General features: G+C 69.7%; 23 protein-coding genes. 10 read left to right on the forward strand and 13 right to left on the reverse strand.

Annotated elements, in window-relative coordinates; translation table 11 throughout:
• The 4 genes from ESP51_RS16380 to ESP51_RS16395 all read left to right on the forward strand — a co-directional run.
• Positions 1-443 (forward strand): carboxymuconolactone decarboxylase family protein (locus ESP51_RS16380; protein ID WP_422386858.1); only part of this gene is annotated, 443 nt, incomplete at its 5' end.
• Positions 436-1230, forward strand: coding sequence for a CoA transferase subunit A (locus ESP51_RS16385; protein WP_129521973.1), 795 nt, complete (start codon positions 436-438; stop codon positions 1228-1230). The genes ESP51_RS16380 and ESP51_RS16385, both read left to right, overlap by 8 nt.
• A complete protein-coding gene (locus tag ESP51_RS16390) occupies positions 1230-1886 on the forward strand; it encodes a CoA transferase subunit B (protein WP_129521974.1) in 657 nt (218 codons plus the stop codon). Before ESP51_RS16385 ends, ESP51_RS16390 begins: the two co-directional genes overlap by 1 nt.
• Complete coding sequence (locus ESP51_RS16395) at positions 1883-3097, forward strand: acetyl-CoA C-acetyltransferase (RefSeq protein WP_206737333.1); 1215 nt, start codon at positions 1883-1885, stop codon at positions 3095-3097. The genes ESP51_RS16390 and ESP51_RS16395 overlap by 4 nt, the downstream gene beginning before the upstream one ends.
• Positions 3098-3106: 9 nt before the next feature.
• Here ESP51_RS16395 and ESP51_RS16400 read toward each other — a convergent pair whose 3' ends face one another.
• On the reverse strand, positions 3107-3574 hold the full coding sequence (locus ESP51_RS16400; RefSeq protein WP_129521975.1) for a MarR family winged helix-turn-helix transcriptional regulator: 468 nt from the start codon (positions 3572-3574) through the stop codon (positions 3107-3109).
• 91 nt (positions 3575-3665) lie between these two features.
• Here ESP51_RS16400 and ESP51_RS16405 point away from each other — a divergent pair, with 91 nt between their 5' ends.
• The 5 genes from ESP51_RS16405 (at position 3666) to ESP51_RS16425 (ending at position 8771) form a co-directional block, all read left to right on the forward strand.
• Complete coding sequence (locus tag ESP51_RS16405; protein ID WP_129521976.1) at positions 3666-4598, forward strand: SDR family oxidoreductase; 933 nt, start codon at positions 3666-3668, stop codon at positions 4596-4598.
• A gap of 17 nt (positions 4599-4615) precedes the next feature.
• On the forward strand, positions 4616-5515 hold the full coding sequence (locus tag ESP51_RS16410; protein WP_129521977.1) for an amidohydrolase family protein: 900 nt from the start codon (positions 4616-4618) through the stop codon (positions 5513-5515).
• Positions 5512-6684 carry an acyl-CoA dehydrogenase family protein gene (locus ESP51_RS16415; RefSeq protein ID WP_241843219.1) on the forward strand — a complete coding sequence of 391 codons (1173 nt, stop codon included), beginning with the start codon at positions 5512-5514 and terminating at the stop codon, positions 6682-6684. Before ESP51_RS16410 ends, ESP51_RS16415 begins: the two co-directional genes overlap by 4 nt.
• A gap of 34 nt (positions 6685-6718) precedes the next feature.
• Positions 6719-7171, forward strand: a complete 453-nt coding sequence (locus ESP51_RS16420; RefSeq protein ID WP_129521978.1) for a MaoC family dehydratase — start codon at positions 6719-6721, stop codon at positions 7169-7171.
• Between the two features lie 79 nt (positions 7172-7250).
• Entirely contained in the window at positions 7251-8771 is a 1521-nt protein-coding gene (locus ESP51_RS16425) for an acyl-CoA synthetase (RefSeq protein ID WP_129521979.1), read from the forward strand.
• Here ESP51_RS16425 and ESP51_RS16430 read toward each other — a convergent pair.
• The 5 genes from ESP51_RS16430 to ESP51_RS16450 form a co-directional block, all read right to left on the reverse strand.
• Positions 8695-9570, reverse strand: a complete 876-nt coding sequence (locus ESP51_RS16430; RefSeq protein ID WP_129521980.1) for a PaaX family transcriptional regulator — start codon at positions 9568-9570, stop codon at positions 8695-8697. The genes ESP51_RS16425 and ESP51_RS16430 overlap by 77 nt on opposite strands.
• Before the next feature lie 30 nt (positions 9571-9600).
• Positions 9601-10401 carry an ABC transporter ATP-binding protein gene (locus ESP51_RS16435; RefSeq protein ID WP_129521981.1) on the reverse strand — a complete coding sequence of 267 codons (801 nt, stop codon included), beginning with the start codon at positions 10399-10401 and terminating at the stop codon, positions 9601-9603.
• Positions 10394-11218, reverse strand: a complete 825-nt coding sequence (locus tag ESP51_RS16440; protein WP_129521982.1) for an ABC transporter permease — start codon at positions 11216-11218, stop codon at positions 10394-10396. The genes ESP51_RS16435 and ESP51_RS16440 overlap by 8 nt, the downstream gene beginning before the upstream one ends.
• Positions 11215-12015 (reverse strand): ABC transporter permease, encoded by an 801-nt coding sequence (locus ESP51_RS16445; RefSeq protein ID WP_129521983.1) that lies wholly within the window; start codon positions 12013-12015, stop codon positions 11215-11217. Before ESP51_RS16445 ends, ESP51_RS16440 begins: the two co-directional genes overlap by 4 nt.
• A gap of 98 nt (positions 12016-12113) precedes the next feature.
• On the reverse strand, positions 12114-13094 hold the full coding sequence (locus ESP51_RS16450) for an ABC transporter substrate-binding protein (protein ID WP_129521984.1): 981 nt from the start codon (positions 13092-13094) through the stop codon (positions 12114-12116).
• Positions 13095-13398: 304 nt separating this feature from the next.
• Here ESP51_RS16450 and ESP51_RS16455 point away from each other — a divergent pair, with 304 nt between their 5' ends.
• Positions 13399-14802: a pyridoxal phosphate-dependent decarboxylase family protein gene (locus ESP51_RS16455; RefSeq protein ID WP_129521985.1), complete on the forward strand. Its 1404-nt coding sequence runs from the start codon at positions 13399-13401 to the stop codon at positions 14800-14802.
• A 25-nt stretch (positions 14803-14827) separates the two neighbouring features.
• Here ESP51_RS16455 and ESP51_RS16460 read toward each other — a convergent pair whose 3' ends face one another.
• From ESP51_RS16460 to ESP51_RS16495, 7 genes are all read right to left on the reverse strand, one after another.
• Complete coding sequence (locus tag ESP51_RS16460; RefSeq protein ID WP_241843220.1) at positions 14828-15310, reverse strand: hypothetical protein; 483 nt, start codon at positions 15308-15310, stop codon at positions 14828-14830.
• 692 nt (positions 15311-16002) lie between these two features.
• Positions 16003-17343 (reverse strand): M1 family metallopeptidase, encoded by a 1341-nt coding sequence (locus tag ESP51_RS16465; protein WP_129521986.1) that lies wholly within the window; start codon positions 17341-17343, stop codon positions 16003-16005.
• Positions 17343-21320 carry a Pls/PosA family non-ribosomal peptide synthetase gene (locus ESP51_RS20880; RefSeq protein WP_206737334.1) on the reverse strand — a complete coding sequence of 1326 codons (3978 nt, stop codon included), beginning with the start codon at positions 21318-21320 and terminating at the stop codon, positions 17343-17345. The genes ESP51_RS16465 and ESP51_RS20880 overlap by 1 nt, the downstream gene beginning before the upstream one ends.
• Before the next feature lie 99 nt (positions 21321-21419).
• Entirely contained in the window at positions 21420-21626 is a 207-nt protein-coding gene (locus ESP51_RS16480) for a hypothetical protein (RefSeq protein WP_129521987.1), read from the reverse strand.
• Between the two features lie 48 nt (positions 21627-21674).
• Positions 21675-23825, reverse strand: coding sequence for an acyltransferase family protein (locus ESP51_RS16485; RefSeq protein WP_164990566.1), 2151 nt, complete (start codon positions 23823-23825; stop codon positions 21675-21677).
• Between the two features lie 135 nt (positions 23826-23960).
• Entirely contained in the window at positions 23961-24620 is a 660-nt protein-coding gene (locus ESP51_RS16490) for an arsenate reductase ArsC (RefSeq protein WP_129521989.1), read from the reverse strand.
• Positions 24621-24759: 139 nt separating this feature from the next.
• Positions 24760-24942: a DUF1349 domain-containing protein gene (locus ESP51_RS16495; protein WP_129521990.1), complete on the reverse strand. Its 183-nt coding sequence runs from the start codon at positions 24940-24942 to the stop codon at positions 24760-24762.
• Positions 24943-25033: the final 91 nt, after the last annotated feature.

Raw genomic sequence — 25033 nt, forward strand, 5'->3', positions numbered from 1 at the left:
TCGCCGACACCGACGCAGGCGGCGCCGGGCGGGCTGAGGCCCGCGCCACCGGCATGGCCGTGCGCCGCGCCGTGCTCGGCGACGCGCACGTCGATGCCGCGACCGCCGCCATCACCCCCGAGACGGCCGCCTTCCAGGACTTCATCACGAGGTACGCGTGGGGCGAGATCTGGGCGCGCGAGCAGCTGAGCCGCCGGGAGCGGTCGATCGCCACCCTCGCGTCGCTCGTCACGGGCGGTCACGAGGCCGAGATCCGGATGCATGTGCGCGCGGCACTGCGCAACGGGCTCACCACGGCCGAGATCGCCGAGGTGATGCTGCACACGGCGCTCTACGCGGGCCTGCCGGCGGCCAACACCGCCCTCGGCATCGCGCGCGAGGTATTCGCCGAACTCGACGCGAGCACCGACACCGAAGATCACGAGGAGAACCACGGTGGATAAGACCTTCTCGAGCGCGGCCGAGGCCGTCGCCGACATCCCCGACGGCGCCTCGCTCGCCGTCGGCGGCTTCGGGCTGTCGGGCGTGCCGATCGTGCTGATCCGGGCACTGCTCGCACGCGGCACGAGCGGCCTCGAGGTCGTGTCGAACAACTGCGGCGTCGACGGATGGGGGCTCGGCGAGCTGCTCGCCGCCGGTCGCATCCGCCGGGTGATCGCGAGCTACATCGGCGAGAACAAGGAGTTCGCCCGCCAGTACCTGAGCGGCGAGGTCGAGGTCGAGCTCACGCCACAGGGCACGCTCGCCGAGCGGCTGCGCGCGGGTGGCGTCGGAATTCCGGCGTTCTACACGGCGACGGGCGCCGGCACCGCGGTCTCCGACGGCGGCATGCCGATCCGGTACGCGCCCGACGGCACCGTCGCCGAGGCATCCGTCCCCAAGGAGCTGCGCCCGTTCGACGCCTTCGGCCGCACCCGGGAGTACGTGCTCGAGCAGGCGATCCACACCGACTACGGCCTCGTGCGCGCCGCTGTCGGCGACCGGCACGGCAACCTCCGCTTCGAGAAGTCGGCCCGCAACTTCAACCCGCTCGCGGGCATGGCCGGCCGCCTCACGATCGCCGAGGTCGACGAGCTCGTCGAGCCCGGGGTGCTCGATCCCGACGACATCCACCTGCCCGGCATCTACGTCGACCGCGTGATCGAGCTCACCCGGGAGCAGGCGACCGAGCTGCCGATCGAGAAGGTCACCGTGCGGCCCCGGCCCGCGGCATCCGGAGAGGACGCCTGATGCCCCGCACTCGCGACGAGATGGCCGCCCGCGCTGCGGCCGAGCTCGAAGACGGCACGTACGTGAACCTCGGCATCGGCCTGCCCACGCTCATCCCGAATCACCTGCCCGACGGCGTGCACGTGGTGCTGCACTCCGAGAACGGCATCCTCGGCGTCGGACCCTATCCATGGGAGGGCGAAGAGGACCCGAAGCTCATCAACGCCGGCAAGGAGACCGTCACCGTGCTGCCCGGCGCGAGCTACTTCGACTCGGCCGCGAGCTTCGGCATGATCCGCGGTGGTCGCGTCGCCACGGCCGTGCTCGGGGCCATGCAGGTATCGGCCGGCGGCGACATCGCCAATTGGGCCGTGCCCGGCAAGATGGTGAAGGGCATGGGCGGCGCCATGGATCTCGTGAACGGCGCCGCACGGGTGATCGTGGTCATGGAGCACGTCGCGAAAGACGGCTCGGCCAAGCTCGTCGAGCAGTGCACCCTGCCCCTCACCGGCCGCGCGTGCATCGACCGCATCATCACCGACCTCGCGGTCATCGACGTGACCGACGCCGGGCTCGTGCTGCGCGAACTCGCCCCCGGGGTCACGATCGCCGAGGTGACGGATGCCACGGGCGCCCCGCTCGCGATCGACCCGGCGCTTGAGGGGGTCGGCGCATGAACGAGCTGCGCGAGGTCGTCATCTGCTCCCCGCTGCGCACGCCGGTGGGGCGGATGGGCGGCGCGCTCGCCCCGGTGTCGGCGCTCGAACTCGCGACGACGGTGCTGCGCGCGCTCGTCGAACGCAGCGGCGTCGATCCTGCGCGCGTCGACGGGGTCATCGGCGCACAGGGCTATCCGACCATGGAGGCGCCCGCGATCGGACGAGTCGCCGCGCTCGACGCCGGGTTCCCGGTGACGACCACCGGCTACCAGCTCGATCGCCGCTGCGGCTCGGGACTCCAGGCCGTGCTGAACGCGGCGATGGAGGTGCAAACGGGCGTGAGCGACGTCGTCGTCGCGCTCGGCGTCGAGTCGATGTCGAACGCCCCGCTCTACACGGTCGACGGGCGTCGCGGCATCCCGAACGGCGGCCTGCTCCTGCGCGATGCCCTCGCCCGCGGGCGCGAGACGGTCGGCGGCCGCGACTACCCGACTCCCGAGGGCAACGTCGGAACCGCCGAGACGCTGCGTGCCGAGTACGGCATCACGCGAGAGGCGCAGGACGCGCTCGCCCTACGCTCGCACCAGCGCGCGGTCGCTGCGCAGGAGTCGGTGGCATTCGACACCGAGCTCGTGCCGGTCGAAGTTCCCGGCCGCCGCGGCAGCACCATCGTCGACCGCGACGAGCACCCGCGTGCCGACACCTCACTCGACGCGCTCGCCGGTCTCCGTCCGGTGCTCCTGCGATCGGATGCCGCTGCCACCGTCACCGCCGGCAACTCGAGCGGGCAGAACGACGCGGCCGCGGCGTGCATCGTCACGACCCCCGAGTCTGCGGCTGTGCTCGGCCTCGTGCCGATGCTGCGGCTGCGCTCGTGGGCGGTCGCCGGGGTCGACCCGCGGCGCTTCGGCATCGCGCCGGTTCCCGCGGCGAACCTCGCGCTCGAGCGCGCCGGCATCCGCTTCGCCGACCTCGACGTGGTCGAGCTCAACGAGGCGTTCGCCGTGCAGGTGCTGGCATGCCTCGCCGACTGGGGCGTCGACGCCGAGGACCCTCGGCTCAACCCGCGTGGCAGCGGAATCTCGATCGGCCACCCGATCGGCGCGACCGGCATCCGGATGCTCGCGACGCTCGCGCACGAGCTGCCGGCACTCGACGGCTCACTGGCGCTCGAGACGATGTGCATCGGCGGCGGGCAGGCCCTCGCGGCGGTGTTCGAGCGCGTCTGAGCCCGCACTTCACTCGGGGAAGGCCAGCGCGCGCAGCAGCTCCATGACGCGTTCCCGGCTCTCGTCGCCGAGCGCGCTGTGGAGCTGCTGCTCGACGGCGTGCGCGGAGATGCGGGCCCGGGCGAACATGTCGCGTCCGTCGTCGGTGATGACGACGACGTTGGCGCGCCGATCCGACGGATCGGGCTCGCGCCGCACGAGGCCGCGCGCCTGCAGGCCGTCGACCAGGGCGACGACCTGGCTCGGATCGAGCCGAAGGAACTCGGCCAGTTCGCGCTGGGTGGGGCGGGCGTCGCTCGCGGCGAGCGCCAGCACCGCATACGACCGCGCCTTCAGGCCGTGCTCGGCGAGACTCGCGTTTCCGGCCGCGATCGCCAGTGCGCTCGCACGCGCCAGCAGGAAGATGGGATCGTCGGCGAGCGCCGAGTCCGCCAGGCGCGGATCGGGTAGTGCGGAGTCGGGCGCCGAGGGTGGCATGAGGATGATGCTATCAGAGCGTGAAGATCGCAATCATTGACATTCTCAACGATCTTCGGTGTAATGGAGACTGACACGAAGGAGTTCCCGTATGTCGCTGAACGGCAAAGTCGCCATCGTCACAGGGTCGGGTCGCGGGCTCGGCCTCGCGTACGCCGCCGAGCTCGCCCGTCAGGGCGCATCCGTCGTCGTGAACGACGTCGATGAGCAGACGGCGGCCTCGGCCGTCGCATCGATCGAGGCCGAAGGCGGCAAAGCGGTCGCCGTCGTCGCCGCGGTCGGATCCACCGAGACCGCCAAGGCGCTCGTCGCCGCCGCCGTCGAGCACTTCGGTCGCCTCGACATCCTCGTCACGAACGCCGGCGTGCTGCGCGACACCGTGCTGTGGAAGATGAGCGACGACGACTTCGACACCGTGATCGGCGTGCACCTGCGGGGCACGTTCACGTGCGTGCGCGAGGCGGCGATCCGCCTCCGCGAACAGGGCGAGGGCGGTCGCATCATCTGCATCGGCTCGCCCACCGGCCAGCGCGGCAATTTCGGCCAGACGAACTACGCCGCCGCCAAGGCGGGCATCGTGGGCATGGTGCGCACGTGGGCGCTCGAGTTGAAGCGCGCGGGCATCACGGCGAACGCGGTGATCCCCGTCGCCGCCACGGCCATGACGGCCACCGTCCCGTACTTCGCCGCAGCGGTCGAGGCCGACGCGAAGGGCGAGCCGATGCCGGCCTTCTTCCGCCACGACCTCGGGTTCGGCACGTCCGACGACGTCGCGGGGCTCATCGCCTACCTGGCGTCGGATGCCGCGGCCGGCGTGACCGGGCAGGCGCTCGGCGTCGGCGGCGACCGCCTCCAGCTCTGGTCGCACCCCGAGCCCGTCGTCACGGCGTACCGCGAGGGCGGCTGGACCTACGACGCGCTCGCAGCCGACTTCGACACGGAGTTCGGCGGCGAGCTCCAGTCGGTCGGCGAGAGCTTCCCGGCGCTCCCCGACGACCTGCAGCGACCCGCCGCGAGCGCCTGAGCCGAGGCATCCGCCCCATGACCCGTTACGAGCCCGCCATCGACGTCGATTCGCTCGACGCCATCGATATGCACGTGCACATCGAGGTCGACGATCACGGGCACTCGTCGCTCCCGCCCGAGCTCGTGGAGGCGGCGAGCAGGTACTTCAGCACCGACGGCCCCCGGCCCGACCTCGACAGCGTCGCCGCGTACTACCGCGAGCGCCACATGGCCGCCGTGATCTTCACCGTCGACGCCGGCACGCGCCTGGGGCATCCGTCGATCTCCTCGGTGGAGATCGCCGAGGGCGCCGCGCGCAACAACGACGTGCTCATCCCGTTCGGGTCGGTCGATCCGCTCCGGGGAGCCGCGGCGGTCGACGATGCCCGGCGTCTCGTCGAAGACAGCGGGGTTCGCGGCTTCAAGTTCCACCCCACCGTGCAGGGCTTCGACCCGAGCGACGAGACGTATTACCCGCTCTACGCCGCGATCGAGCGGCTCGGCGTGCCTGCGCTCTTCCACACGGGCCAGACCGGCATCGGTGCGGGCATGCCAGGGGGGTACGGCTTCCGGCTCGGCCTCTCGAATCCGATCCTCCTCGACCCGGTCGCCGCCGACTTCCCCGAGCTGCAGATCATCATGGCCCACCCCTCGGTGCCCTGGCAGGACGAGGCGCTGGCGGTCGCGACGCACAAGCACAACACGTGGATCGACCTGTCGGGCTGGAGCCCGAAGTACTTCCCGGCCGAGCTCGTGCGTTACGCGAATTCGGTCCTCAAGAGCCGGGTGCTCTTCGGATCCGACTTCCCGCTCCTGCTGCCCGACCGCTGGATCCGGGATGCCGAGCAGACGGCCCTCAAACCCGAGGTCATGCCCGGCATCATGAAGCACAATGCCGCGCGCCTGCTGGGGCTCGCGAGCTCGGACTCATCGTGAATCCCCGCGATCCCTCCGACCCCTACGGCTTCGCAGAGCACCTGAGCCCTGCCGCCCGCCGGGCGCTCGCGCACCTGCAGACGGTGCTCGATCGAGACATCCGCCCCCTCCTCGCCGACGCGTGGGAGACGGCGACGATGCCCGGCGCGGTGCTCGAGGCGCTCGTGCCGCTGAACCTCATGGAACCCGATGAGGTGTCCGCCGAGGAGGCCGGGTCGAGCCTCTTCGCGGGCTTCCGGAACTTCGTGCTCGCCAAGACGGATGCCTCGGTCGCGACCCTCTACAACGCCCAGTCCGGGCTCTTCCGCACGACGATCACGCAGGGCGGCTCGCCCGAACAGACCGCAGCGCTCGACCCCCTGATCCGGTCGTTCGAACTGAAGGGCGCCTTCGCCCTCACCGAGCCCGAGCACGGCAGCGACATCGCCGGCGGGCTGGAGACCACCGCAACCCGAGTGGGCGACGAGTGGGTGCTCGACGGGCGCAAGCGCTGGATCGGCGGGGCCCAGACCGCCGATGTGCTCGCCGTGTTCGCCCGCAGCACCGATGACGCTCACGTGCGGGCCTTCCTCGTCGACCGCACAGCTGCAGGAGTCACGCTCGAGACGATTCGCGGCAAGGTCTCCCTTCGGCCGATGCAGAACTCGGTCATTACCCTCGACGGGGTGCGTGTGCCCGAGGCATCCCGCCTCCAGCGCATCGACTCGTGGCGCGACGTCGCCGGGCTCCTGCGCGCCATGCGATCCGATGTGGCATGGATCGCCACCGGCATCCAGGCCGGCGCCCTCGAGGCGGCCTGCGCCTACGTGCGACAGCGGGAACAGTTCGGCCGGCCGATCGGCGGATTCCAACTGGTCCAGGAGAAGCTCGCCCGCATGCTCGGCAACGTCACCGCCTCGCTCGCGATGGTCGTGCAGTTGTCGAGGCGCGAAGACGCCGGCGACCTCGCCGACGAGGACTCGGCATTGGCGAAGATGTGGACCTCGCTTCGCGCCCGCGAGACCGTGGCCCTCGCTCGCGAGGTCGTGGGCGGCAACGGGATCCTGCTCGAGCACGATGTCGCGCGGTTCTTCGCCGACGCCGAAGCCGTCTACTCCTACGAGGGCACCCACGAGATCAACGCGCTCATCGTCGGGCGATCACTCACCGGCATCTCCGCATTCGCCTGACCACCCGATAACGTCCATCCACACAAGGAGCAACATGACCACCACCGCCACCTACGCCGATATCCCGGGCCTCGTGGGCACCGACCTCGGCTTCACCGACTGGCTCGAGATCACGCAGGAGAGCGTCAACACGTTCGCCGACGCGACGGGCGATCACCAGTGGATCCACGTCGACCCCGAGCGCGCGAAGGACGGACCGTTCGGCGGGCCGATCGCGCACGGGTTCCTCACCCTGTCGCTCGCCGTGAAGTTCTGGACCGACCTGCTCGACGTCGAGGGCGTCAGCACGAAGGTCAACTACGGCCTCGACAAGGTTCGCTTCATCTCACCGGTCAAGGTGGGCTTGCGCGTGCGCATGAACGCCGTCATCGCCGAGGTGACCGAGGTCGCCGGCGGCTACCAGCTCACGGTCGACCAGACGATCGAGATCGACGGCGGCACCAAGCCCGCCGTCGTCGCGCGCGCGCTGTACCGCTTCTACGCCTGAGCCGCGGCCGGCACTCGCACGACCCCGCACGACCCCGCACGACCCCCCGCACACCCGAACGCTCAACGAAGAGACGACGATGCACAATCACGGACTCGGCGCCTGGATGGCCAAGCGGCGCCTCAAATCGCCCGACAAGACCGCTCTCGTCTTCGACGGCTCCGACGTGACCTATCGCCAGTTGGCCGATGGGGCCGACGGGGTGTCGGCGCTGCTGTGGCAGCGAGGCATCCGCAAGGGGGACCGCGTCGCGTACCTGGGTGAGAACAGCCCGGGGTTCCTCGAGGTGCTCTTCGGAGCGGCGCAGCTCGGCGCCGTCTTCGTGCCGATCAACACGCGCCTGGCGGCGCCCGAGATCCTCCACGTGCTGACCGACTCCGCGGCGCGCCTACTCATCCATGATCCGGAATTCTCGGGACGCGTCGCTCCCGTCGTCACCGGCGCGAAGGTCGCGCACGTGATCCCGACCGGCGAGGGCGACGCCGACGCGCCCGGACTCGCACAGCTGCTCCGGCTCACCCGTGCAGGGCACACCGATGCCGAGGTCTTCCTCGACGACCCCGCCGCGATCCTCTACACCTCGGGCACCACCGGCAAGGCGAAGGGCGCCGTGTTGACGCACGAGAACCTCACGTGGGTGGCGATCAACAGCCTCGTCGACTACGACGTCGTCTCGACCGATGTCGCTCTCATGATCTCGCCCCTCTTCCACGCTGCGTCGCTCGGCATGGGAGCCCTTCCCGTGATCCTCAAGGGCGCCACGATCGTGCTCGAGAAGAGCTTCGATCCGGCGCGCGCCCTCGAGCTCATCGAGCGGCATGGCGTGACCATGCTGAGCGGGGTTCCGACCACCTACCAGTTGCTGGCCGACCACCCGAATTGGAAGAGCACCGACCTGAGCACGCTCGCGAAGCTCACCTGCGGAGGGTCCGCGGTGCCCACGCGCATCCTCAATGCATACGAGGAGCGCGGGCTGTCGTTCTCGCAGGGCTACGGCATGACCGAGACCTCGCCGGGCGCGACGTCGCTGCCCCCGTCGATGACGCGCGCCAAGCAGGGGAGTGTGGGCCTGCCGCACTTCTTCACCGACGTCCGCATCGCCGACGAGCATGGAGCGATGGTGCCGCGCGGCACGGTGGGGGAGATCGAGATCGCGGGCCCGAACGTATTCCCGGGCTACCTGAACCTCCCTGAGGCGAACGCCGCAGCCTTCACGCCCGACGGCTGGTTCCGCTCGGGCGACATGGGATACCTCGACGCCGACGGCTACCTGTACATCTCCGACCGGCTGAAGGACATGATCATCTCGGGCGGTGAGAACATCTACCCCGCCGAGATCGAGAACCTCGTCAACGACATCGACGGCGTCACCGGGGTGGCCGTGATCGGAGTTCCCGACGAGCAGTGGGGCGAAGTGCCGTGGGCCGTGCTCACCGTGCAGCCCGGGGCATCCGTCACCGCCGAAACCGTTCAGGCACACCTCGACGGGAAGATCGCCCGCTACAAGGTGCCCAAGAACGTCGTCATCGTCGACGAGCTGCCGCGGACGGCATCAGGGAAGGTGCGAAAGGCTGATCTGCGGGCGCGCTTCGGGGGCTGACGTCGGCGAGCGCCGCGAACTGTGCGGCGGCGGCCTCCTCGAGGGCGCGCCGACAGGTCCAATAGACCTCGAACGAGCGGTCGGCCGGCCAATCGTCGTTCATGAAGTCGCGAGGAAGGCGGGGGTCGGCCCGCAGGAGCTCGAGCCAGTCCGCGACGAGCATCGTCTGCGCGGACAGTGCGCTGCCCGCCTCCGCCGAGGTGGCAGGATCGCTCCACGTCTCGATGAACGAGAGGTGCTCGTCGCGGATCCGGTCGATGTCCCACGCCGCCCGCACGTTGTCGGCCATCGCGAACCCGGGCAGCTCTCGCGCGTGGAACGCGGTGACGGCTCCCGGCGGGAGGTCGGCCTGCAGCGGCTCGAGCGCAGACTGCAGGTCCACTTCACCGGGCGCGAGCCACAGTCCGTCGCGCAGCGGCGCGAAACCCTCCCAGGTGAGTGCCGACCTCAGTCGGTGCCGCAACGTGCGCTGGTTCTCGGGCACTGAGAACGTCACGAGGGTCCATCCGCTGCCGTGGGGCTCGAACGGACGCGGGCCGCGAACGCGCTCGGTGGCCTCGTGCAGCACCGCGCTGCCCTCGCTCGTGAGGGTGAAGAGGATCTCGCGTCCGCGGCGCTCGCGGGAGAGGAGTCCTCGGCGCACCATCCGATCGAGGGTCGCCCTCGTCGCCGGTGCCGCCACGCCGGCGCCCTCGAGCACCTCGATCAGCACACCCGCCCGGATGGGCAGCGCGTCCTGCTCGACGACGTGCTCGCCGAAGAAGGCCAGGAGCAACTGCTTCGGCTGACGGCTTCGCATGCTCTTCCTCTCGAGACCGGTCGCTCTCGGTCAGGCGGCCGGCCGCACAGCCTGCCCGCGCTTGGCACGCTGCACCTGCTCGTACACGTGCGTGCGCAACTCGGTGAAGCGGGGCAGTGCGCGCGTGGTGATCTGGTCTCGCTCGGGAGCGAGGTCGATCGTGAGGTCCTCCTGCACCCAGGTCGGCGACTTCGAGAGCACGATGACGCGCTCGCCAAGATACACCGACTCATCGATGTCGTGAGTGACGAAGAGGATCGACATCCCGCGCTCGAGGTGAAGGCGCCGCACGAGGTCTTCGAGGTCGGCGCGGGTCTGCGCATCGACCGCGGCGAACGGTTCGTCCATGATGAGCACCTCGGGCTGGTACGCCACCGCCCGGGCGATCGCCACGCGCTGCTGCATGCCGCCCGAGAGCTGCCACGGATAGCTCTTGGCGGCCTGCTCGAGTCCGACCGCCTCGAGAGCGTCGTCGATGAGCTGGTCTCGTTCGACGCGAGAGAGCTTCTTGTGCTTGAGCGGCAGCTCGACGTTGCCTCGAACGGTGAGCCACGGATAGAGGCTCCTGCCGTACTCCTGGAACACGAGCGCCATGTTGGGCGGCGGCCCGGTGACCCGCTTGCCGTCGAGCTCGACGGTGCCGCCGGTCGAGCGCAGCAGCCCGGCGATGCACTTGAGCAGGGTCGTCTTGCCGCACCCCGAGGGGCCGACGATGCAGACGAGCTCTCCGGCGCTCATCGAGAAGCTGATGTCTCCGATGGCCTCGACGTTGCCCGTGGAGGACTCGTAGACCTTCTTCAGGTGCTCCACCTGGAGCAGCGTTTCACGCACGTTCGACCTCCTTGATTCCGTGGTACCAGCGCAGTACGCGCTTCTCGACGATGCTGAAGACGGCGGCGAGCAACACCCCGATGAGTCCGAGCAGCACGATGCCGCTCCACATCTCGGCGATGAGGTAGTTGCGCTGGAAATAGGTGATCCGATAGCCGAGGCCTGAGGATGACGCGAACATCTCCGAGATCACCATGAGGATCAGGGCGACCGAGAGCGTCTGGCGCACTCCGGCCATGATCCGGGGGCTCGCTGCCGGCAGCACGAGGTAGCGCAGCCGCTCGGCGCGAGTGATCGCGAACGAGCGGGCGGTCTCGGTCATGACGCTGTCGGTCGAGCGCACGCCCTCGATCGTGTTGAGCAGCACGGGCCACACCGCGCCGGCGACGATCACCACGACCTTCATCGTGTCGGTGATGCCGAGGAGGAGCATCGCCACGGGGATCAGCACCGGCGGCGGGATCGCCCGGAAGAACTCCAGGAGCGGCTCGAGGAGTTCGCGCAGCCATCGCACGAGGCCGATGAGCGTCCCTGCCGTGATGCCGATGACGATCGAGAGGATGATGCCCAAGGCGAGGCGGCCGAGGCTCGGGAGCACGTCGGTCACGAACGCCGGACCGATCCAGGTGTCGACGAACGCCTGGGCGATGATCACGGGGCTCGGGAAGAATGTCGCCGGGGCAGCGGTGGACCATGCGGCCCAGATCACCAACAGCAGGAAGGGGAAGCCGATGGCGAAGAGAGTGCTCTCGCCGAGGCGCTTCCACGCGTGCGAACGCTGGCGCGGCAGCCTGATGGTGCTCGTGTAGAGGGTCACAGCACGATCTCCCCTCGCACGGATTGATGCCACGACAGGGATCTCCGTTCGATGAGGCGGAAGCCGAGGTTGACGGCCAGGCCGAGCAGGCCGGTGACGATCACGAGGGCGTACACCCCGACCCAGTCGGATGCAGACTGGGAGTGCACGATCATCCGCCCGAGCCCCGGGTTGCTGATGACCATCTCCGCGGTGACGGCGAGGATGAGGGCGACGGATGCCGCGAGCCGCAGCCCCGTCATGAGGTACGGCAGCGCCGTGGGCAGGATGAGGTACCGCACTCGCTCGGAACGCGACAGCGCGAAGCTGCGGGCGGTGTCGCGCGCGACGGCATCGACGTCGGCGACGCCGTAGAGCACCTGCACGAACATCTGCCAGAAGGATGCGAAGACGATGATCACGAGCGCCGCCTGAAGCTGGATCCCGTAGATGAGGATGGCGAGCGGGATCAGTGCGACTGACGGGATCGGACGCAGGAACTCCACGGTCGTGTGGGTGGCGCGCCGGAGGAAGGGGACGAGTCCGATGATCGTGCCCAGCGCGGTCGCCGCGACGCTCGCGATCATCAGGCCGAGGAACCACGCGAGCATCGTCCGTCCGACGTTGCGCCAGAACTCGAGGTCGCGGAACTCCTCACCCAGGCGAGCCAGGGTGTCCGTCGCGTACGGCAGGTATTGGGGGCTGATGATGCCGAGCGCTGGGATGAGCTGCCAGGCGAGCAGGAATCCGACGATGCCGGCCGTTCCGAGCGCGAGCTTGCGCGTCGTGCGAACGGCACGGGTCGAGGAGGGAGCCATGATGCCTTCCGGTCGGGTCGGGGCGGGTCGGGGCGGGGCGGGGCGGAGGAGTGGGCGCTGCCGGATGCCTCGACGTCCGAGGCATCCGGCATCATCGCCTATTGCTGCTGGATGAGCCGGTCGAGGTCGGGCTCGGCATCGAGAACACCGAACTCCACAGCGAGCCCGGCGAGCTGCTCGAGAGCGTCGACGTTCACTTCGGCCGTGAACTCGGGCAGGGTGATGCCGGCCGCGGCCTCCTCAGGGATGCCCATGTTCTCGACGATCGCAGCGCGGACCGCGTCCTCGTTGGCGGCCGCCCAGTCGAGCGCCTCCGTCATGGCCGCGGCGTAATCGGCCACGAGGTCGGGATCCGAATCGATGAGCTCCTGCGTGGTGATGTTCACGAGCAGCGGCAAGCCGGGGATCGTGGCCTGGTATGGGTGCACGACGAGGTTCCCGCCGGCGCCGGTGATCTGCGACATGAACGGGTCGGGCACCCAGGCGGCGTCGATGTTCTTGGCATCGAGCTGTGCCTGTGCGTCGGGGAATGCGACCTCGATGAACTCGATCGTCGAGGGGTCTCCGCCGTCGTCCTCGACGGCCTTCATGATGGTCACGTCACCGGCGGCTCCCAGGCTGTTGACCGAGACGCGCTTGCCGGCGAGGTCGCTCGGCCGCGTGATGCCCGAGTCGGCCAGCGAGACCACCGCGTTGACGTCATCACCCTCGGCGAGCGAGCTCGCGTAGTTGCTGATGACGGTCACACCGAGGTCTTGGATGTCGGCGCGGAAGGGACCGAAGGGCTGTCCGATGGCGAACTGGATGTCGCCGCTGAGCAGCGCGGGGATGGCTTGTGCGCCACCCTGTGCCGGGACGATCTCGACGTCGAGGCCGTGCTCCTCGAAGATCCCGGCGTCGATCGCGCCCCACAGTGCGCCGGTCTCGGCGATGGGAAGCGCGGCGACGCGGACCTTCGTGAGTTCGCCCGCACCTTCGGCGTCGGTGGGCGCGGCCGTCGGGCTGGCGGAATCGGTGCAGGCGGAGAGCGCGAGGATCGCGGCTGCGGCCATGGTGATGGCGGCGAGACTCTTCTTCATTGACAAGCCTTTCTGGACACTGTGGGCGGGGTGTCGCCAAGGCGATGCAGAGAGGGGAGAGCTGGTCGGCACCCCTACGAGGGGTCCGGTCGGCACCGCGCTGTGTTGACAGTGCCATCGTCGAACAGGGTCATCCGAATGTCAAGCTTTTCGTGACGCCCGTCATGAATCAGTTGAATAACAAGTCTCCACCGTGCTCGGCACCGAATGGATGATGCATCCGCTCGACCGGATCACGGACGCACCGATTGCCGCACGCTCGACCCAGGAGCAAGATGGGCCTGGAGTACGAGGGGAGCACTCCATGCCCGACGACGAGTATTCTGACGTGCTGAGCGTGGCCGAGAGGCACACGCACGACTGGCTGGCTTCGATCGCCGAGCGCCCGATCGACGCCCACGCGGGTGTGGAAGAGGTCAAGGACGCACTCGGCCGCGAACTCGCCGACGAGGGTCAGGATGCCGCGGCCGTCATCGACCATCTCGCCACGGCCATCGAACCCGGCCTCATCGCGATGGCCTCGCCCCGGTTCTACGGATTCGTGATCGGCGGCACCTATCCCGCCGCTCTGGCAGCGGACTGGCTCGTCTCGGCGTGGGATCAGAACACGGGATCGCGCACCCCCACGCCCGGTGCAGCCGCCGTGGAGGAGCTCGCGGCCGCATGGTTGGTGGACCTGCTCGGCCTTCCCGAGGGATCCGGCGTGGGGTTCGTCACCGGAGCGACGATGGCCAACCTCTCCTGCCTGCTTGCGGCGCGCGGGAGCGTGCTGCGAGCGGCCGGGTGGGACGTCGAACAGGACGGACTGCAGGGCGCCCCGCGCGTCCGGTTCCTCGCCGGCGACGCCGTGCACAGTTCCATGGTCGTCGCCGGCCGGATGGCAGGCTTCGGACTGCCGCGCACCGTCGGTGCGGATGCGCAGGGCCGCATCGACGTCGACGGGCTCGCCGCCGCGCTGGGCGAAGACGACGGTCCGGCGATCGTCGCCCTGCAGGCGGGCGACGTGCACTCGGGCGCGTTCGACGACTTCACCGCAGCGATCGCCGTCGCGCACGCAGCGGGGGCGTGGGTGCACATCGACGGTGCCTTCGGTCTCTGGGCCGGAGCGAGCCCTTCGCTCCGGCACCTGGTCGCGGGCTACGAGGCCGCCGATTCATGGGCGACCGACGCGCACAAGACCCTCAACGTGCCCTACGACAGCGGGATCGCGATCGTCGCCGATGAAGCGGCGATGGCCGCGGCGCTCGCCATCCACGCGGCCTACCTGCCCGAGGTGGGCACTGTGGCCGAACCCTACGATCACACGCCCGAGCTCTCGAGACGCGCACGGGGCATCCCGGTCTGGGCGACGCTCCGCGCGTTGGGTCGCCGCGGCGTCGCCGATCTCGTCGACGGGCTCGTCGCGTCGGCGAGGGGACTCGCCGACGGCTTCGCCGCGACGCCGGGACTCGAGGTGCTGAACGACGTCGTGTTCACCCAGGTCTGCGTCGCCACCGAAGACGACGCGCTCACTCTCGCCCTCGCAGACCGCGTTCGCGCGGACGGCGTGGCATGGGCCTCGCCGTCACGATGGCACGATCGCGCCATCGTGCGCTTCTCGGTGAGCAATCGGGGCACGGATGCCACGGCCGTCGACCAGACGATCGGAGCCGTCAGAAGCGCCCTTGCCGAAGTCCGCGACGCGGCCGTTCCCGCCCCGACCGAGTAGCAGGAGGTCGTGGCTCGAGGCTCGATCAGGACGTGGTGAGCGCCGCCGCGAGGGTCGCTTTGTCCATTCGCGAGTAGCCGCGGATGCCCCTCACCTTCGCCTGCTCGCGGAGCTCCCGATAGGTCGGGCCGGTCGACGCGTCGGCAGCGACCTCGTCACGCGCAGGAGCGCCACCCTCCGCGCGGGCGCTGAGCCGACGCACGGTGATCTGCTCGGCCTGCGCGGCGCGGCGCTTCGTTGCGGTGCGCACATCGCGTTCGATCGACTTGCTGGCCGACTTCGCAGCCCTCTTCAGCTCAACTCTGAGGTCGTCCGCCTTGCGGCGAGTCTTCCTGTCGAGCTTCTTGACGGCTTGTCTGGCGTCGGAAACTGCGCTCTTCGCTTCGGCCAACGCCTTCTCTGCGGCCTTGATCGCCTTCTTGTTCGGCATCGTCGTACCTCCCAGTAGCTCGACGGACGACAGGTTCACCATATCCCCCGGCCGCCTCTCGCGCAGTTCGGCGACCATTCATCTCGTGCTCGATTGACATCGCATACGTCGCCATGGAAACTCCCATCATGAGCAGCACGACCAATCGACCGGATGACCGCGCGCTCGCGCGCGCCTGACATGACGCGCTGGCCGTACGAGCTGGTCGCCACCGATCGTGTGCACGTCGACGGGATCGTCGAGCGGCTCGGCCCCTCCGATCGAGCTCGACTCGACGTCGCCGGACTTCCCGAACGGGAACGGTTCCTGGTAGGCCGGTCGGCGATCCTCACGGCGGTCTCTCGCCTCGTCGGCGAACCCCTCGATGCCCTCACGGTCGACGCGGTCTGCACGGAGTGCGGCGGACACCACGGTGCGCCGGTCGTGTTCGGAGCGCCGACCCCGGTGCACGTCAGCCTCGCGCATGGATCGGACCGCGCGTTCGCGGTGGCCGCATATCACCCGATCGGAGTCGATGCCGAGCCGCGGAACACCTCCGCGGCGCGTCTCACCGCGATCCGTGACGTGACCGGCGTGCGGGGACTCGATCCGCTCGGGCGATGGACGGCCATAGAGGCGATCCTCAAAGCCGACGGGCGAGGCCTTCGCGTCGATCCGAGGCAGGTGCTGGTCGGCCACCGACGTGGGCGGGTCGGCGATCGCGGCATCCGCTACCGGTTGCGACGACATCGCATTCTTCACGGCCACGCCGTCGTCGTCGCGTGGCCGGATCAGGAGGGCGGCGCAGGCGGCAACGCCGGCGGCAACTCCGGCAGGGCCGCGTCGAGGAGCCACGCGTCGAACAATGCATCCAGCGAGGCATCCGCGAACCCGGCGGCGAACCGGCGGAAATCGTCGATCGATGCCGCCCCGTAGCGCATCGCCTCCGTCCACGCGCGGAGCAGCGCGAAGAACCGCTCGTCACCGAGCGTGAGCCTGATCGCGTGGACCAGGCAGGCTCCACGCTTGTACACGCGGTCGTCGAACATCAGGTCGGGGCCGGGATCGCCGAGCACGAGGTCGCGGGGAAGGCTCGCCAGCAACGCGTGGGCGCGCCGAGCCAAGGAGTCTGCTGACTCACGGCGTGACGCCTCGGCCCAGAGCCACTCCGCGTAGCAGGCGAAGCCCTCATTCAGCCAGATGTCGCCCCAGCCGGCCAATCCGACGCTGTTCCCGAACCATTGGTGGGCGAGCTCGTGCGCGATGAGGCGTTCGGAGCCGCCGCGCCCATCGGCGTGGTTCGCGCCGAACGTGGCCATGCCCTGCGACTCCAGCGGGATCTCCAGTGGGTCCTCGGTGACGACGATCGTGTACGAAGTGAACGGATAGGGCCCGAACCGTGCTTGGAATGCCTCCAGCATCCGGCCCACCGGTGCGAAGTCGTGCAGCACCCTGCGTGTGAGCGCCGGCGGGTACGCGATGATCCAGTCGACACCGGCCGTCCGCCGGGGCTCCAAGGTGTAGCGACCGATCTGCACCGTGGCGAGGTAGGTCGAGGTGGGCTCCTGCTGTTCGAAGGTCCACGTGCCGCGGCCGGCCGACACCGTGTGGTCGCGGAGCTGCCCGGTCGCGAGTACCGTGTACGGCTGCTCCGTCGTGACGCGGATGCGGTACGGGGCCTTGTCGTCGGGCCGGTCGTTGCACGGGAACCACGTCGGCGCACCCGACGGTTGCGACGCGACCAGCACGCCGTCGGTGAGCTCCTCCCACCCGATCGTGCCCCAGCGAGAGCGACGGGGGCTCGGCGACCCGTCGTAGTCGACCGTGACGGTGAATTCGCCACCCTCGGGGATCGGGGCGCTCGGCCGCACAGTCAGGTGGGTGGTCGATTGGGAGAAACGCACCTTTCGGTCTCCGTCGAGTCGCACCCGCTTCGCCCGGAGGTGCACGAGATCGAGGTGGATCGCACGCAGATCTTTCAGGGCGCGTCCCCGGATCACCGCGCTGGCGTCGAGTCGGTTGGTGGCGACGCGGTAGCGCAGGTCGAGGTCGTAGTAGAGCGTCGCGAAGTCGTGGGAACCGGATCGCGGGAGATACGCGTGCGGCCCCGAGATCGTTGCTGGCTGCGTCATCAGGCGGGCTCGCGACGGTAGTCGCCGACGACGACCGCGCGCCACGGACCGATCGGATTGCCGCTCCATCGGCCGGCCGCCGGCACGGTCTCTCCGCGCATCACGAGCGAGGCCGGGCCGACCGTCGCATTCGCGCCGATCTCGGCGGCGGGCAGGATGACGCTGTGCGGGCCGAGCGTGCCGCCTTGTTCGATGATGACCGCATCCATGCTCATGATTCGATCATGGAAGAGGTGGGTCTGCACGACGCAGCCCCGATTCACGGTGGATGCGTCCCCGAGGGTCACGAGATCCGCTTCGGGGAGCCAGTAGCTGTCGATCCACACACCGGCTCCGATCTTCGCGCCGAGGCTGCGAAGCCACCACACGAGCGCGGGTGTTCCCGCGGCCGCGGACGCGAACCACGGGGCCGCGACCATCTCGGTGAACGTGTCGGACACCTCGCTTCGCCACACGAATGACGACCAGAGCGGGTGCTCGCCTGAACGGATGCGGCCGAGCAGAGCCCACTTGGCGATGGTGCTGATGCCCGCCGCGACGGCGCCGGCTGCGAGCAGGACCAAGCCGCTCAGCAGGATCGTCACGACGACTCCCCACGCCGCCATTATCGTGGCGAGGGCCATGAGCACCGCGAGCCCGATGCCGCACGTCACGATGACCGGAACGACCCGCAGCAGCTCCCAGATCGCGCGCGCCCATCGGAGCCCGTAGGTCGGATCGAACGTGCGTCCGCGCTCAGCGTCCTGCGGTTGACGCCTGAGCTTCACCGGAGGGGACCCGAGCCACGACGAGCCGGCCTTCGCCTTCCGGGGCGCCACGGAGAGTACCGCGACGAGGCCGTCTTTCGGCACCCGATTCCCACCGCCGGCCATGCCCGAGTTGCCGAGGAAGGCGCGCGCGCCGATCTCGACCCGCGCGATCCGCACGTACCCGCCGCCGAGTTCGTAGGCGGCGACCAGGGTGTCGTCGGCCAGGAACGCGCCGTCGGAGACCTTGGTCATCCCGGGCAGCAGCAGCACCGTGGATGCCTCCACATCGCGGCCGATGTCGGCGCCGAGCAGTCGCAACCACACCGGCGTGAACAGGCTCGAGTACAGCGGGAACAGGATCGTGCGCGCGAGGTCGAGAAGTCGCTCGATCGACCAGGCCTGCCATCCGATCCGGCTGCGCACCGGGAAGACGCCCTCGTTCAGACCGATGCCGAGGAGCCGCACGAGCGCCACCACCGCGGCCGTCAGCACGACACCCGAGACGAGGGTGGCGGGCACGAGCGCCACGGCGCTCATCACGGCGACCTCGCCGAGGGACGCGGAGCCTCGAATCGCCAGGGCGATGACGGCGGCTCCGGCAACGAACGCGACGATCGGCACAAGCGATACGACGAGCGAGGAGGCCGCGTAGGCGAACAGCCAGCCGGTGCGGAGCGGCGGCCGCTCCTCGGGCCACCAGGTGCGCGACCTCCCCACCCGAACTGCCGGTGAGCCCGCCCAGTCCTGACCCGCCGGAACTCGACCGAACACCGCCGATCCCGGCGCCACGGTGGCCCGCTTCCCGATCCTCGCCCCGGGCATCAACGAGCTCCGAGCTCCGATCGAGCTGCCAGCACCGATGCGGATCTCGCCGATGCGCACGAGGTCGCCATCGATCCAGTAGCCCGCGAGGTCGACCTCCGGCTCGATCGACGCCCCGGCGCCGACCCGCAGGAATCCGGTGACCGGCGGGAGCGCATGCAGGTCGACGCCCGGGGCGATCTTCGCGCCGAGGGCGCGCGCGTAGTAACTGATCCATGGAGCACCGGCCAGGCTTGCCGCGCCCACCTGATGGGCGACCTGCTCCGCGAGCCAGAGTCGAAGATGCACGCCCCCACCCCGTGGGTAATCACCCGGGCGGAGTCCGGCGAGCACGAGTCGAGCGATGATCACGGCGACCGCCATGCGCCCCCATGGCGTGACGAACACGGCCAGGCCGACGATGAGCCACGGCACCGACACCTCCGGGAGCACGTCGAACCCGCCGAGCGGCCGCAGGATGGCGCTCGCCGTGAGCAGGTACAGCACCCAGCGGATGCCGTTGAGCACGAACAACGGTGCACCGAGGATCGTCTGGAGCACCTGCATCCGCGCCGGCGTCTTCGGAACGACGTGCGTCGACGCCGCAGCGCCGCTCTCCGTGCTCTCCGCGAGCGCCGCTGCCATCGACCCGAATCTCGGGTGGGCGTAGACGTCCGCGACGGTGAGGTCGGGGTGTCGCCTCCTCACGAGGGAGACGAGCTGCGCCGCGGCGAGCGAGCCGCCTCCGAGATCGAAGAAGTTGTCGTCGGCCGCCTCCACGGGCAGGCCCAGCACACTGCGCCAGTCGTTCGCGAGGTGCCTCGAGACCGGATCCAGCTCCGCTTCAGACGCGGCGTCCTCATCCTCGACCCGATCCTCGACCGGCCAGGGAAGCGCGGCACGGTCGACCTTGCCCGAAGTGCGCACCGGCAGCTCGTCGATCACCGCCAGCAGCGGAATGAGCGCAGCGGGCAGCTCCTCGCGAAGCCGGGCGACGGCAGCTCGCCGATCGAACCCGGCATCGGCTGCCACCGCGAGGTAGCCGACCAGCACATCGTTTCCGGCGGCGCTGCGGCGCACCGCGGCCGCAGCCCCGGACACTCCTGGCAGGTCCTGCAGCGCCGCCTCGATCTCGCCGAGTTCGATGCGGCGGCCGCCGACCTTGACCTGGTCATCGGCGCGTCCCTGGTAGAACAGCCCGTCGCGATCGAAGCGGACCAGGTCACCGCTGCGATACGCGCGCTCCCACCCGAGCGTCGGCATCGGTGCGAACTTCTCAGCGTCTTTCGCCGGGTCGAGGTAACGCGCGAGTCCGACTCCGCCGATGATCAGTTCCCCGACCTCGCCGTCGGCCACCGGGACGCCGTCGGCGTCGACGACCGCAAGGTCCCAGCCGTCGAGCGGGCCGCCGATCCGGACCGGGTCGCCCTGGGTCAGGAGGGCAGCGCTCGAGACGACGGTCGCCTCGGTCGGGCCGTACGTGTTCCAGACCTCCCGTCCCTCGACCGCGAGCCGGTTCACGAGCTCCGGCGGGCAGGCCTCACCGCCGAAGATCAGCAGGCGAACGTTGTCGAGCGCCTCCGCCGGCCAGAGGGAGGCGAGCGTCGGCACGGTCGAGACGACCGTGATGCGTCGCGACGACAGCCACGGACCCAGGTCCATGCCGCTTCGCACGAGCGACCTCGGTGCCGGCACCAGGCACGCACCATGACGCCACGCCAGCCACATCTCCTCGCAGGACGCATCGAAGGCGACCGAGAGTCCCGCGAGCACGCGATCGGAGGTCGTGATCGGCTCGTCGCGCAGGAACAGCCCGGCCTCGGCATCCACGAACGCCGCCGCCGATCCGTGAGTGACCGCCACCCCCTTCGGAATGCCCGTCGACCCCGACGTGAAGATGATCCACGCGTCGTCGGATGGCTCGGGCGGCGCCACGGCCGGGGTTGCTGCAGTGCTCGGGTGCGGTGCAGCATCGTCGAAGACGACCGTCGCCGGGACATCCGCGCCCCACGGGGCGTACCCGGCGTCCGTGAGCACGCCGCGGACGAGCGCTTCCGAGAACACGAGCGCGGCACGCTCGTCGGGATCATCGACGTCGACGGGCACATACGCGGCGCCCGCCGCGATCACGCCCAGGATCGAGAGATAGAGCTCCCGTGATCCCGAAGGCATGCGAACGCCGACCCGATCTCCCCGCCGTACACCCGCCGCGTGCAATCGAGCTGCGATGACGTTCACCTGCGCCATGAGCTCGCGATAGCTGATCGCACCACGGTCATCCTCGATCGCCGACGCATCCGGCGCAGTGGCCGTGGTCTCGCGAAGGATGTCGAGGAGGGTTCGCGGGCTCGTCGCCACGGCCGAACGGCTCATCAGGCCCGGGGAATCAGTCACGGAGGCTCCTTGCTGCCCGGAGGCAGGTTGCATGAGAAGGATGCCTCACCCTACGTTCCCACGGTTACCCATCGATGAACTCGACGATGCGCAGGCGATGGTGATCGGCACGTGGGACATGCCCTCGCGACACTATCCGGCGGTCTCCACCGCCCAGAGCTCGCGCACGGCCCGAGGCAGCGACTCGAACACGCCGACCTGTCGATCCGCCCAGTCCCAGACGATGAAGCCGGCGCCCGTATGCCAGACGTAGCCGACGACCGTCAGACTGTCACGCAGTTGCACATCCCACCGCCCATCGCCGGTTTCGACGACGTCCAGTGATTCAATGGGGCTCATCTCGCACCTCCGATCTGTTCCGGGCACGCTAATCGGCGGAGATGACGGTCACGTGTCGGGCAGGAGAATGATCCGGGCAGGTCTCGGCTGCTCCGATTGCGGCAGGCCCGCTGCAGTCCGGCGGGTGGGCAGCACACCGAGTTCCGCTCCGATCACGTCGGCCATCGCGCGTGCGAACGTGGCGGTCACGTGGTGGCTGTCGCGATACACGAGCACGTTCCCCGATACCGGCGGACACGCGCTTGCGTCGCAGAACCAACCGGAGAGGTCGATGAGGCGTGCCCCGGCCGCCGCCGTCGCAGCGAGCTCCGCCTCGCCGATCTTCCCGGCCAATGCGTCCGTCCGCTGCGGCGCGCACGGGGAGAGGTCGTCACGGTGCACCGACAGGCACGTCGCGGGGTTGAATCCGAGGTCGGGTGTCTCGGCGATCACGACCACGAGGGTCTCCTCCGGCAGCAGTCGGATGGTGCGCTCGAGCCCCTCCCGCCACCGCTCGGCGACTTCACCGTCGGGCACCGCGAACTCGTTCCCCGCGTAGTTCGCGAGCACCACGACGTCGGGCGGGTCGGCGCGCAGCCGCTCGAGCACGGCGGTGCGCCAGCGATCGCACTCGGGGTAGTCCTCGGATCCTCGGAACGTGGCCGGGATGTCCACCGACGGGCACGAGCTCTTCGAGTGGTTCGACAGCCGGATCAGCCCGCGCACGGCGAGCTCCTCGAACGCCGGCACCCAGTGCGCGGTGTGCGAGTCGCCGAACGTCGCCACTCGCGGCCCGAGGGATCCGGCGGAGCATCCCGACGGATCGGTGCTCAGCCGTCCGAGCTCGCAGCCGGTCTCGTAGATCGAGGGGAGGTCGTGCTCGGCCGCGGCAAGGGACGGCATGAGGTCGACCGGCACGGGACCGGTCGCCGCCGGTGACGGGGCCAACTCCGGCACCTCGCTCCGAGCGGTCGGCGGGTCGGGTGGGCCGACGGCGCGCGCCGGTCCGACCTGCGCGGCCGTCAGGCAGACGACGGCCAGTGCAGCGGATGCCGCGAGACCTGCGGCGATGGCACGAGCAGGCCGGCGGGCGATGCGCCCACGAGGTCGCCGAAACGGCACCTCGACCATGCGGTACATGACCCACGCCAGCGGGACGCTCGCCGCTGCGAGCAACAGCCGCACCGGCACCGGCACGTCGCCGCCCGTGACCAGCGTGGACTGGGGGAGCGCCTGCATCGGCCAGTGCACGAGGTACAGGGAGTACGAGATCGCGCCCACGAAGACGAAGGGACGCGAGCCGAGCACGGCTCGGGGCGATGCTGCGTGGTTGGCGTCTCCGCCCGCGATCGCCAGGACGGCCCCCGCGACGGGGATCGCCGCCCAGATGCCCGGGTATCCCAAGTTCCCGTTGAAGGCGAGGGCCGCCGCCATGATGCTCGCGATGCCCACCCACCCCGCCGCGGCGCCGAGGCCGCCGTCGAGCCAGGCGGGTCGGCGCCGAAGGAGCGCCGCGAGCAGGCCGCCCGCGGCGAACTCCCACGCCCGCGCCGGGAGCCCGAAGAAGGCCCAGGAGGGTGCGGCCTGCGACTGGGCGAGGCACACGGCGAGAGAGCTCACGATCACGAGGACGGCGACGAACGCGACGACGAATGAGGCTGTCTCGGCATCCGTTCGCCCAGGGGACGTACGTCGTCGGTGGCGTCGTCCGGCCCGGCGGAGCAGCAGGAACCCCAGGGCGAGGAGCGCCGGCCACACCAGGTAGAACTGCTCCTCGACGCCGAGCGACCAGTAGTGCTGGAACACGCTCGGCTCGTCTTCGGCGAGGTAGTCGGCACCCTCGACGGCGAAGCGGACGTTCGGGACGAAGAGCACCGCCGCGATCGCGTCGCCGAGCAGGCGCGGCTGCTCGAGCGGCGGCGTGATGACGATCCCGGCGGCGACGGTGGCGGCGGCCACGACGAGCGCCGCGGGGAGGATTCGTCGGGCGCGTCGTGCGAAGAAGTCTGCGAAGTCGATCCCCCGCCGTTCGGCGAGCGCAGTCAGGAGATGACCGGTGATCAGGAAGCCGGAGATCACGAAGAACACGTCGACGCCGATGTAGCCGCCGGGGAGCACAGCGACCCCCGTGTGGTACACCAGCACGAGCAGCACGGCGATCGCGCGCAGTCCCTGCAGGTCGGGTCGGAAGGCCCGGCCGGTCGACCGCTCGGCGCGCACGTGTACCCCCTCGACGTCTCGCAGCGTTCTCCACGCTAAGCCGCCGGCTGTGGCCCGCAAGCGGATCCACCAGGGATCGCAGGCCGACGCAACGAAGTTCAACGAGCGTTCACCGCCCCGTCGCCGGGCGATTGCTTACGTGTTCGTTCCTTCGCCCGGGATGATCTCGGTGAGCAGCTGGTCGATGTGAGAGCGGATCTCGTCGCGGACTTGGCGCACTCCATCGAGGTCGAGGTCAGCCGGGTCCTCGAGGGTCCAGTCGAGGTATCGCTTGCCCGGGTAGATCGGGCACGCATCGCCACAGCCCATCGTGATCACGGCGTCAGCGGCGCGCACGACGTCGTCGGTGAGTGGCTTGGGGAACTCCTCGCTCAGGTCGATGCCTTGCTCGCGCATGACCTCGATGACCGTGGGGAGGATGCCGCTGCTCGGTTCCGAGCCGGCCGAGCGAACGTGCACTCGGTCGCCGCCGACCTGCCTGAGGAGCGCGGCCGCCATTTGCGAGCGTCCGGAGTTCTGCACGCACACGAACAGCACCTCGGGCACGTCTTTGGTGATGAGCCCTTTGGACTGTCCCAGTGCCGTGAGCCGCTCGTGCGCGAACCGGTAGGCGAGGCTCGGCAGGTGCGTGGTGACCTTCGCGGTGCGGGCCAGGGCGGTGTACGACTCGTACACGACTCGTTCGACGGTTTCCTCGTTGACGATGCCGGCGTAGTGGGCGGCGAGGCGTTCGCTGCTTCGGTGCAGCACCGCGTGCGGGTCGAGCAGCGGCGGCTGGCCGGGCTGCGCGCTCATGTGCCCGCCCTGTGGACGCAGACGAAAAGGACGGTCGGCTTGTCAGTCATAGATGGCCTCGTTTCACTCGACATCAAAAGAATAGAGGACCATCTATGCATTTCAACGAGGGCGAGCGGAAGTTCACACCCCGTTCAACTCAGGAACCGTCGCGCAGCGACTGCAGGGTCTCCTGTTCGAACTGGATGTCGTCGAAGGTCACCTTGCAGCCCTCGCCGGTCGGCGCCTGCACGCCGAAGCCGGTGCGCACCGGGCCTGCGGCGCCAAAGGCGAAGGACCGCACGAACTCCCAGCGCTCGCCGTCGTTCGAGGCGTGGAACACGCCGAGGAACTCCCAAGATGTCGATCCAAGTCAGGTAGCCGCTTCGCTGAAGGTAGCTGGGCACTCGGCTTGCAGGCGGTCCAGGAGCGCT

Origin of the sequence: Agromyces albus (assembly GCF_004134825.1) — a bacterium.
GTDB classification, from domain to species: domain Bacteria; phylum Actinomycetota; class Actinomycetes; order Actinomycetales; family Microbacteriaceae; genus Agromyces; species Agromyces albus.

Coding starts and splice junctions, on each gene's coding strand:
- ESP51_RS16410 (WP_129521977.1), top strand. CDS start 4,616: ATGACCCGTTACGAGCCCGCCATCGACGTCGATTCGCTCGACGCCATC.
- ESP51_RS16400 (WP_129521975.1), bottom strand. CDS start 3,574: ATGCCACCCTCGGCGCCCGACTCCGCACTACCCGATCCGCGCCTGGCG.
- ESP51_RS16405 (WP_129521976.1), top strand. CDS start 3,666: ATGTCGCTGAACGGCAAAGTCGCCATCGTCACAGGGTCGGGTCGCGGG.
- ESP51_RS16460 (WP_241843220.1), bottom strand. CDS start 15,310: ATGGTCGCCGAACTGCGCGAGAGGCGGCCGGGGGATATGGTGAACCTG.
- ESP51_RS20880 (WP_206737334.1), bottom strand. CDS start 21,320: ATGCAACCTGCCTCCGGGCAGCAAGGAGCCTCCGTGACTGATTCCCCG.
- ESP51_RS16450 (WP_129521984.1), bottom strand. CDS start 13,094: ATGAAGAAGAGTCTCGCCGCCATCACCATGGCCGCAGCCGCGATCCTC.
- ESP51_RS16480 (WP_129521987.1), bottom strand. CDS start 21,626: ATGAGCCCCATTGAATCACTGGACGTCGTCGAAACCGGCGATGGGCGG.
- ESP51_RS16430 (WP_129521980.1), bottom strand. CDS start 9,570: ATGCGAAGCCGTCAGCCGAAGCAGTTGCTCCTGGCCTTCTTCGGCGAG.
- ESP51_RS16455 (WP_129521985.1), top strand. CDS start 13,399: ATGCCCGACGACGAGTATTCTGACGTGCTGAGCGTGGCCGAGAGGCAC.
- ESP51_RS16445 (WP_129521983.1), bottom strand. CDS start 12,015: ATGGCTCCCTCCTCGACCCGTGCCGTTCGCACGACGCGCAAGCTCGCG.
- ESP51_RS16490 (WP_129521989.1), bottom strand. CDS start 24,620: ATGAGCGCGCAGCCCGGCCAGCCGCCGCTGCTCGACCCGCACGCGGTG.
- ESP51_RS16425 (WP_129521979.1), top strand. CDS start 7,251: ATGCACAATCACGGACTCGGCGCCTGGATGGCCAAGCGGCGCCTCAAA.
- ESP51_RS16420 (WP_129521978.1), top strand. CDS start 6,719: ATGACCACCACCGCCACCTACGCCGATATCCCGGGCCTCGTGGGCACC.
- ESP51_RS16465 (WP_129521986.1), bottom strand. CDS start 17,343: ATGACGCAGCCAGCAACGATCTCGGGGCCGCACGCGTATCTCCCGCGA.
- ESP51_RS16390 (WP_129521974.1), top strand. CDS start 1,230: ATGCCCCGCACTCGCGACGAGATGGCCGCCCGCGCTGCGGCCGAGCTC.
- ESP51_RS16395 (WP_206737333.1), top strand. CDS start 1,883: ATGAACGAGCTGCGCGAGGTCGTCATCTGCTCCCCGCTGCGCACGCCG.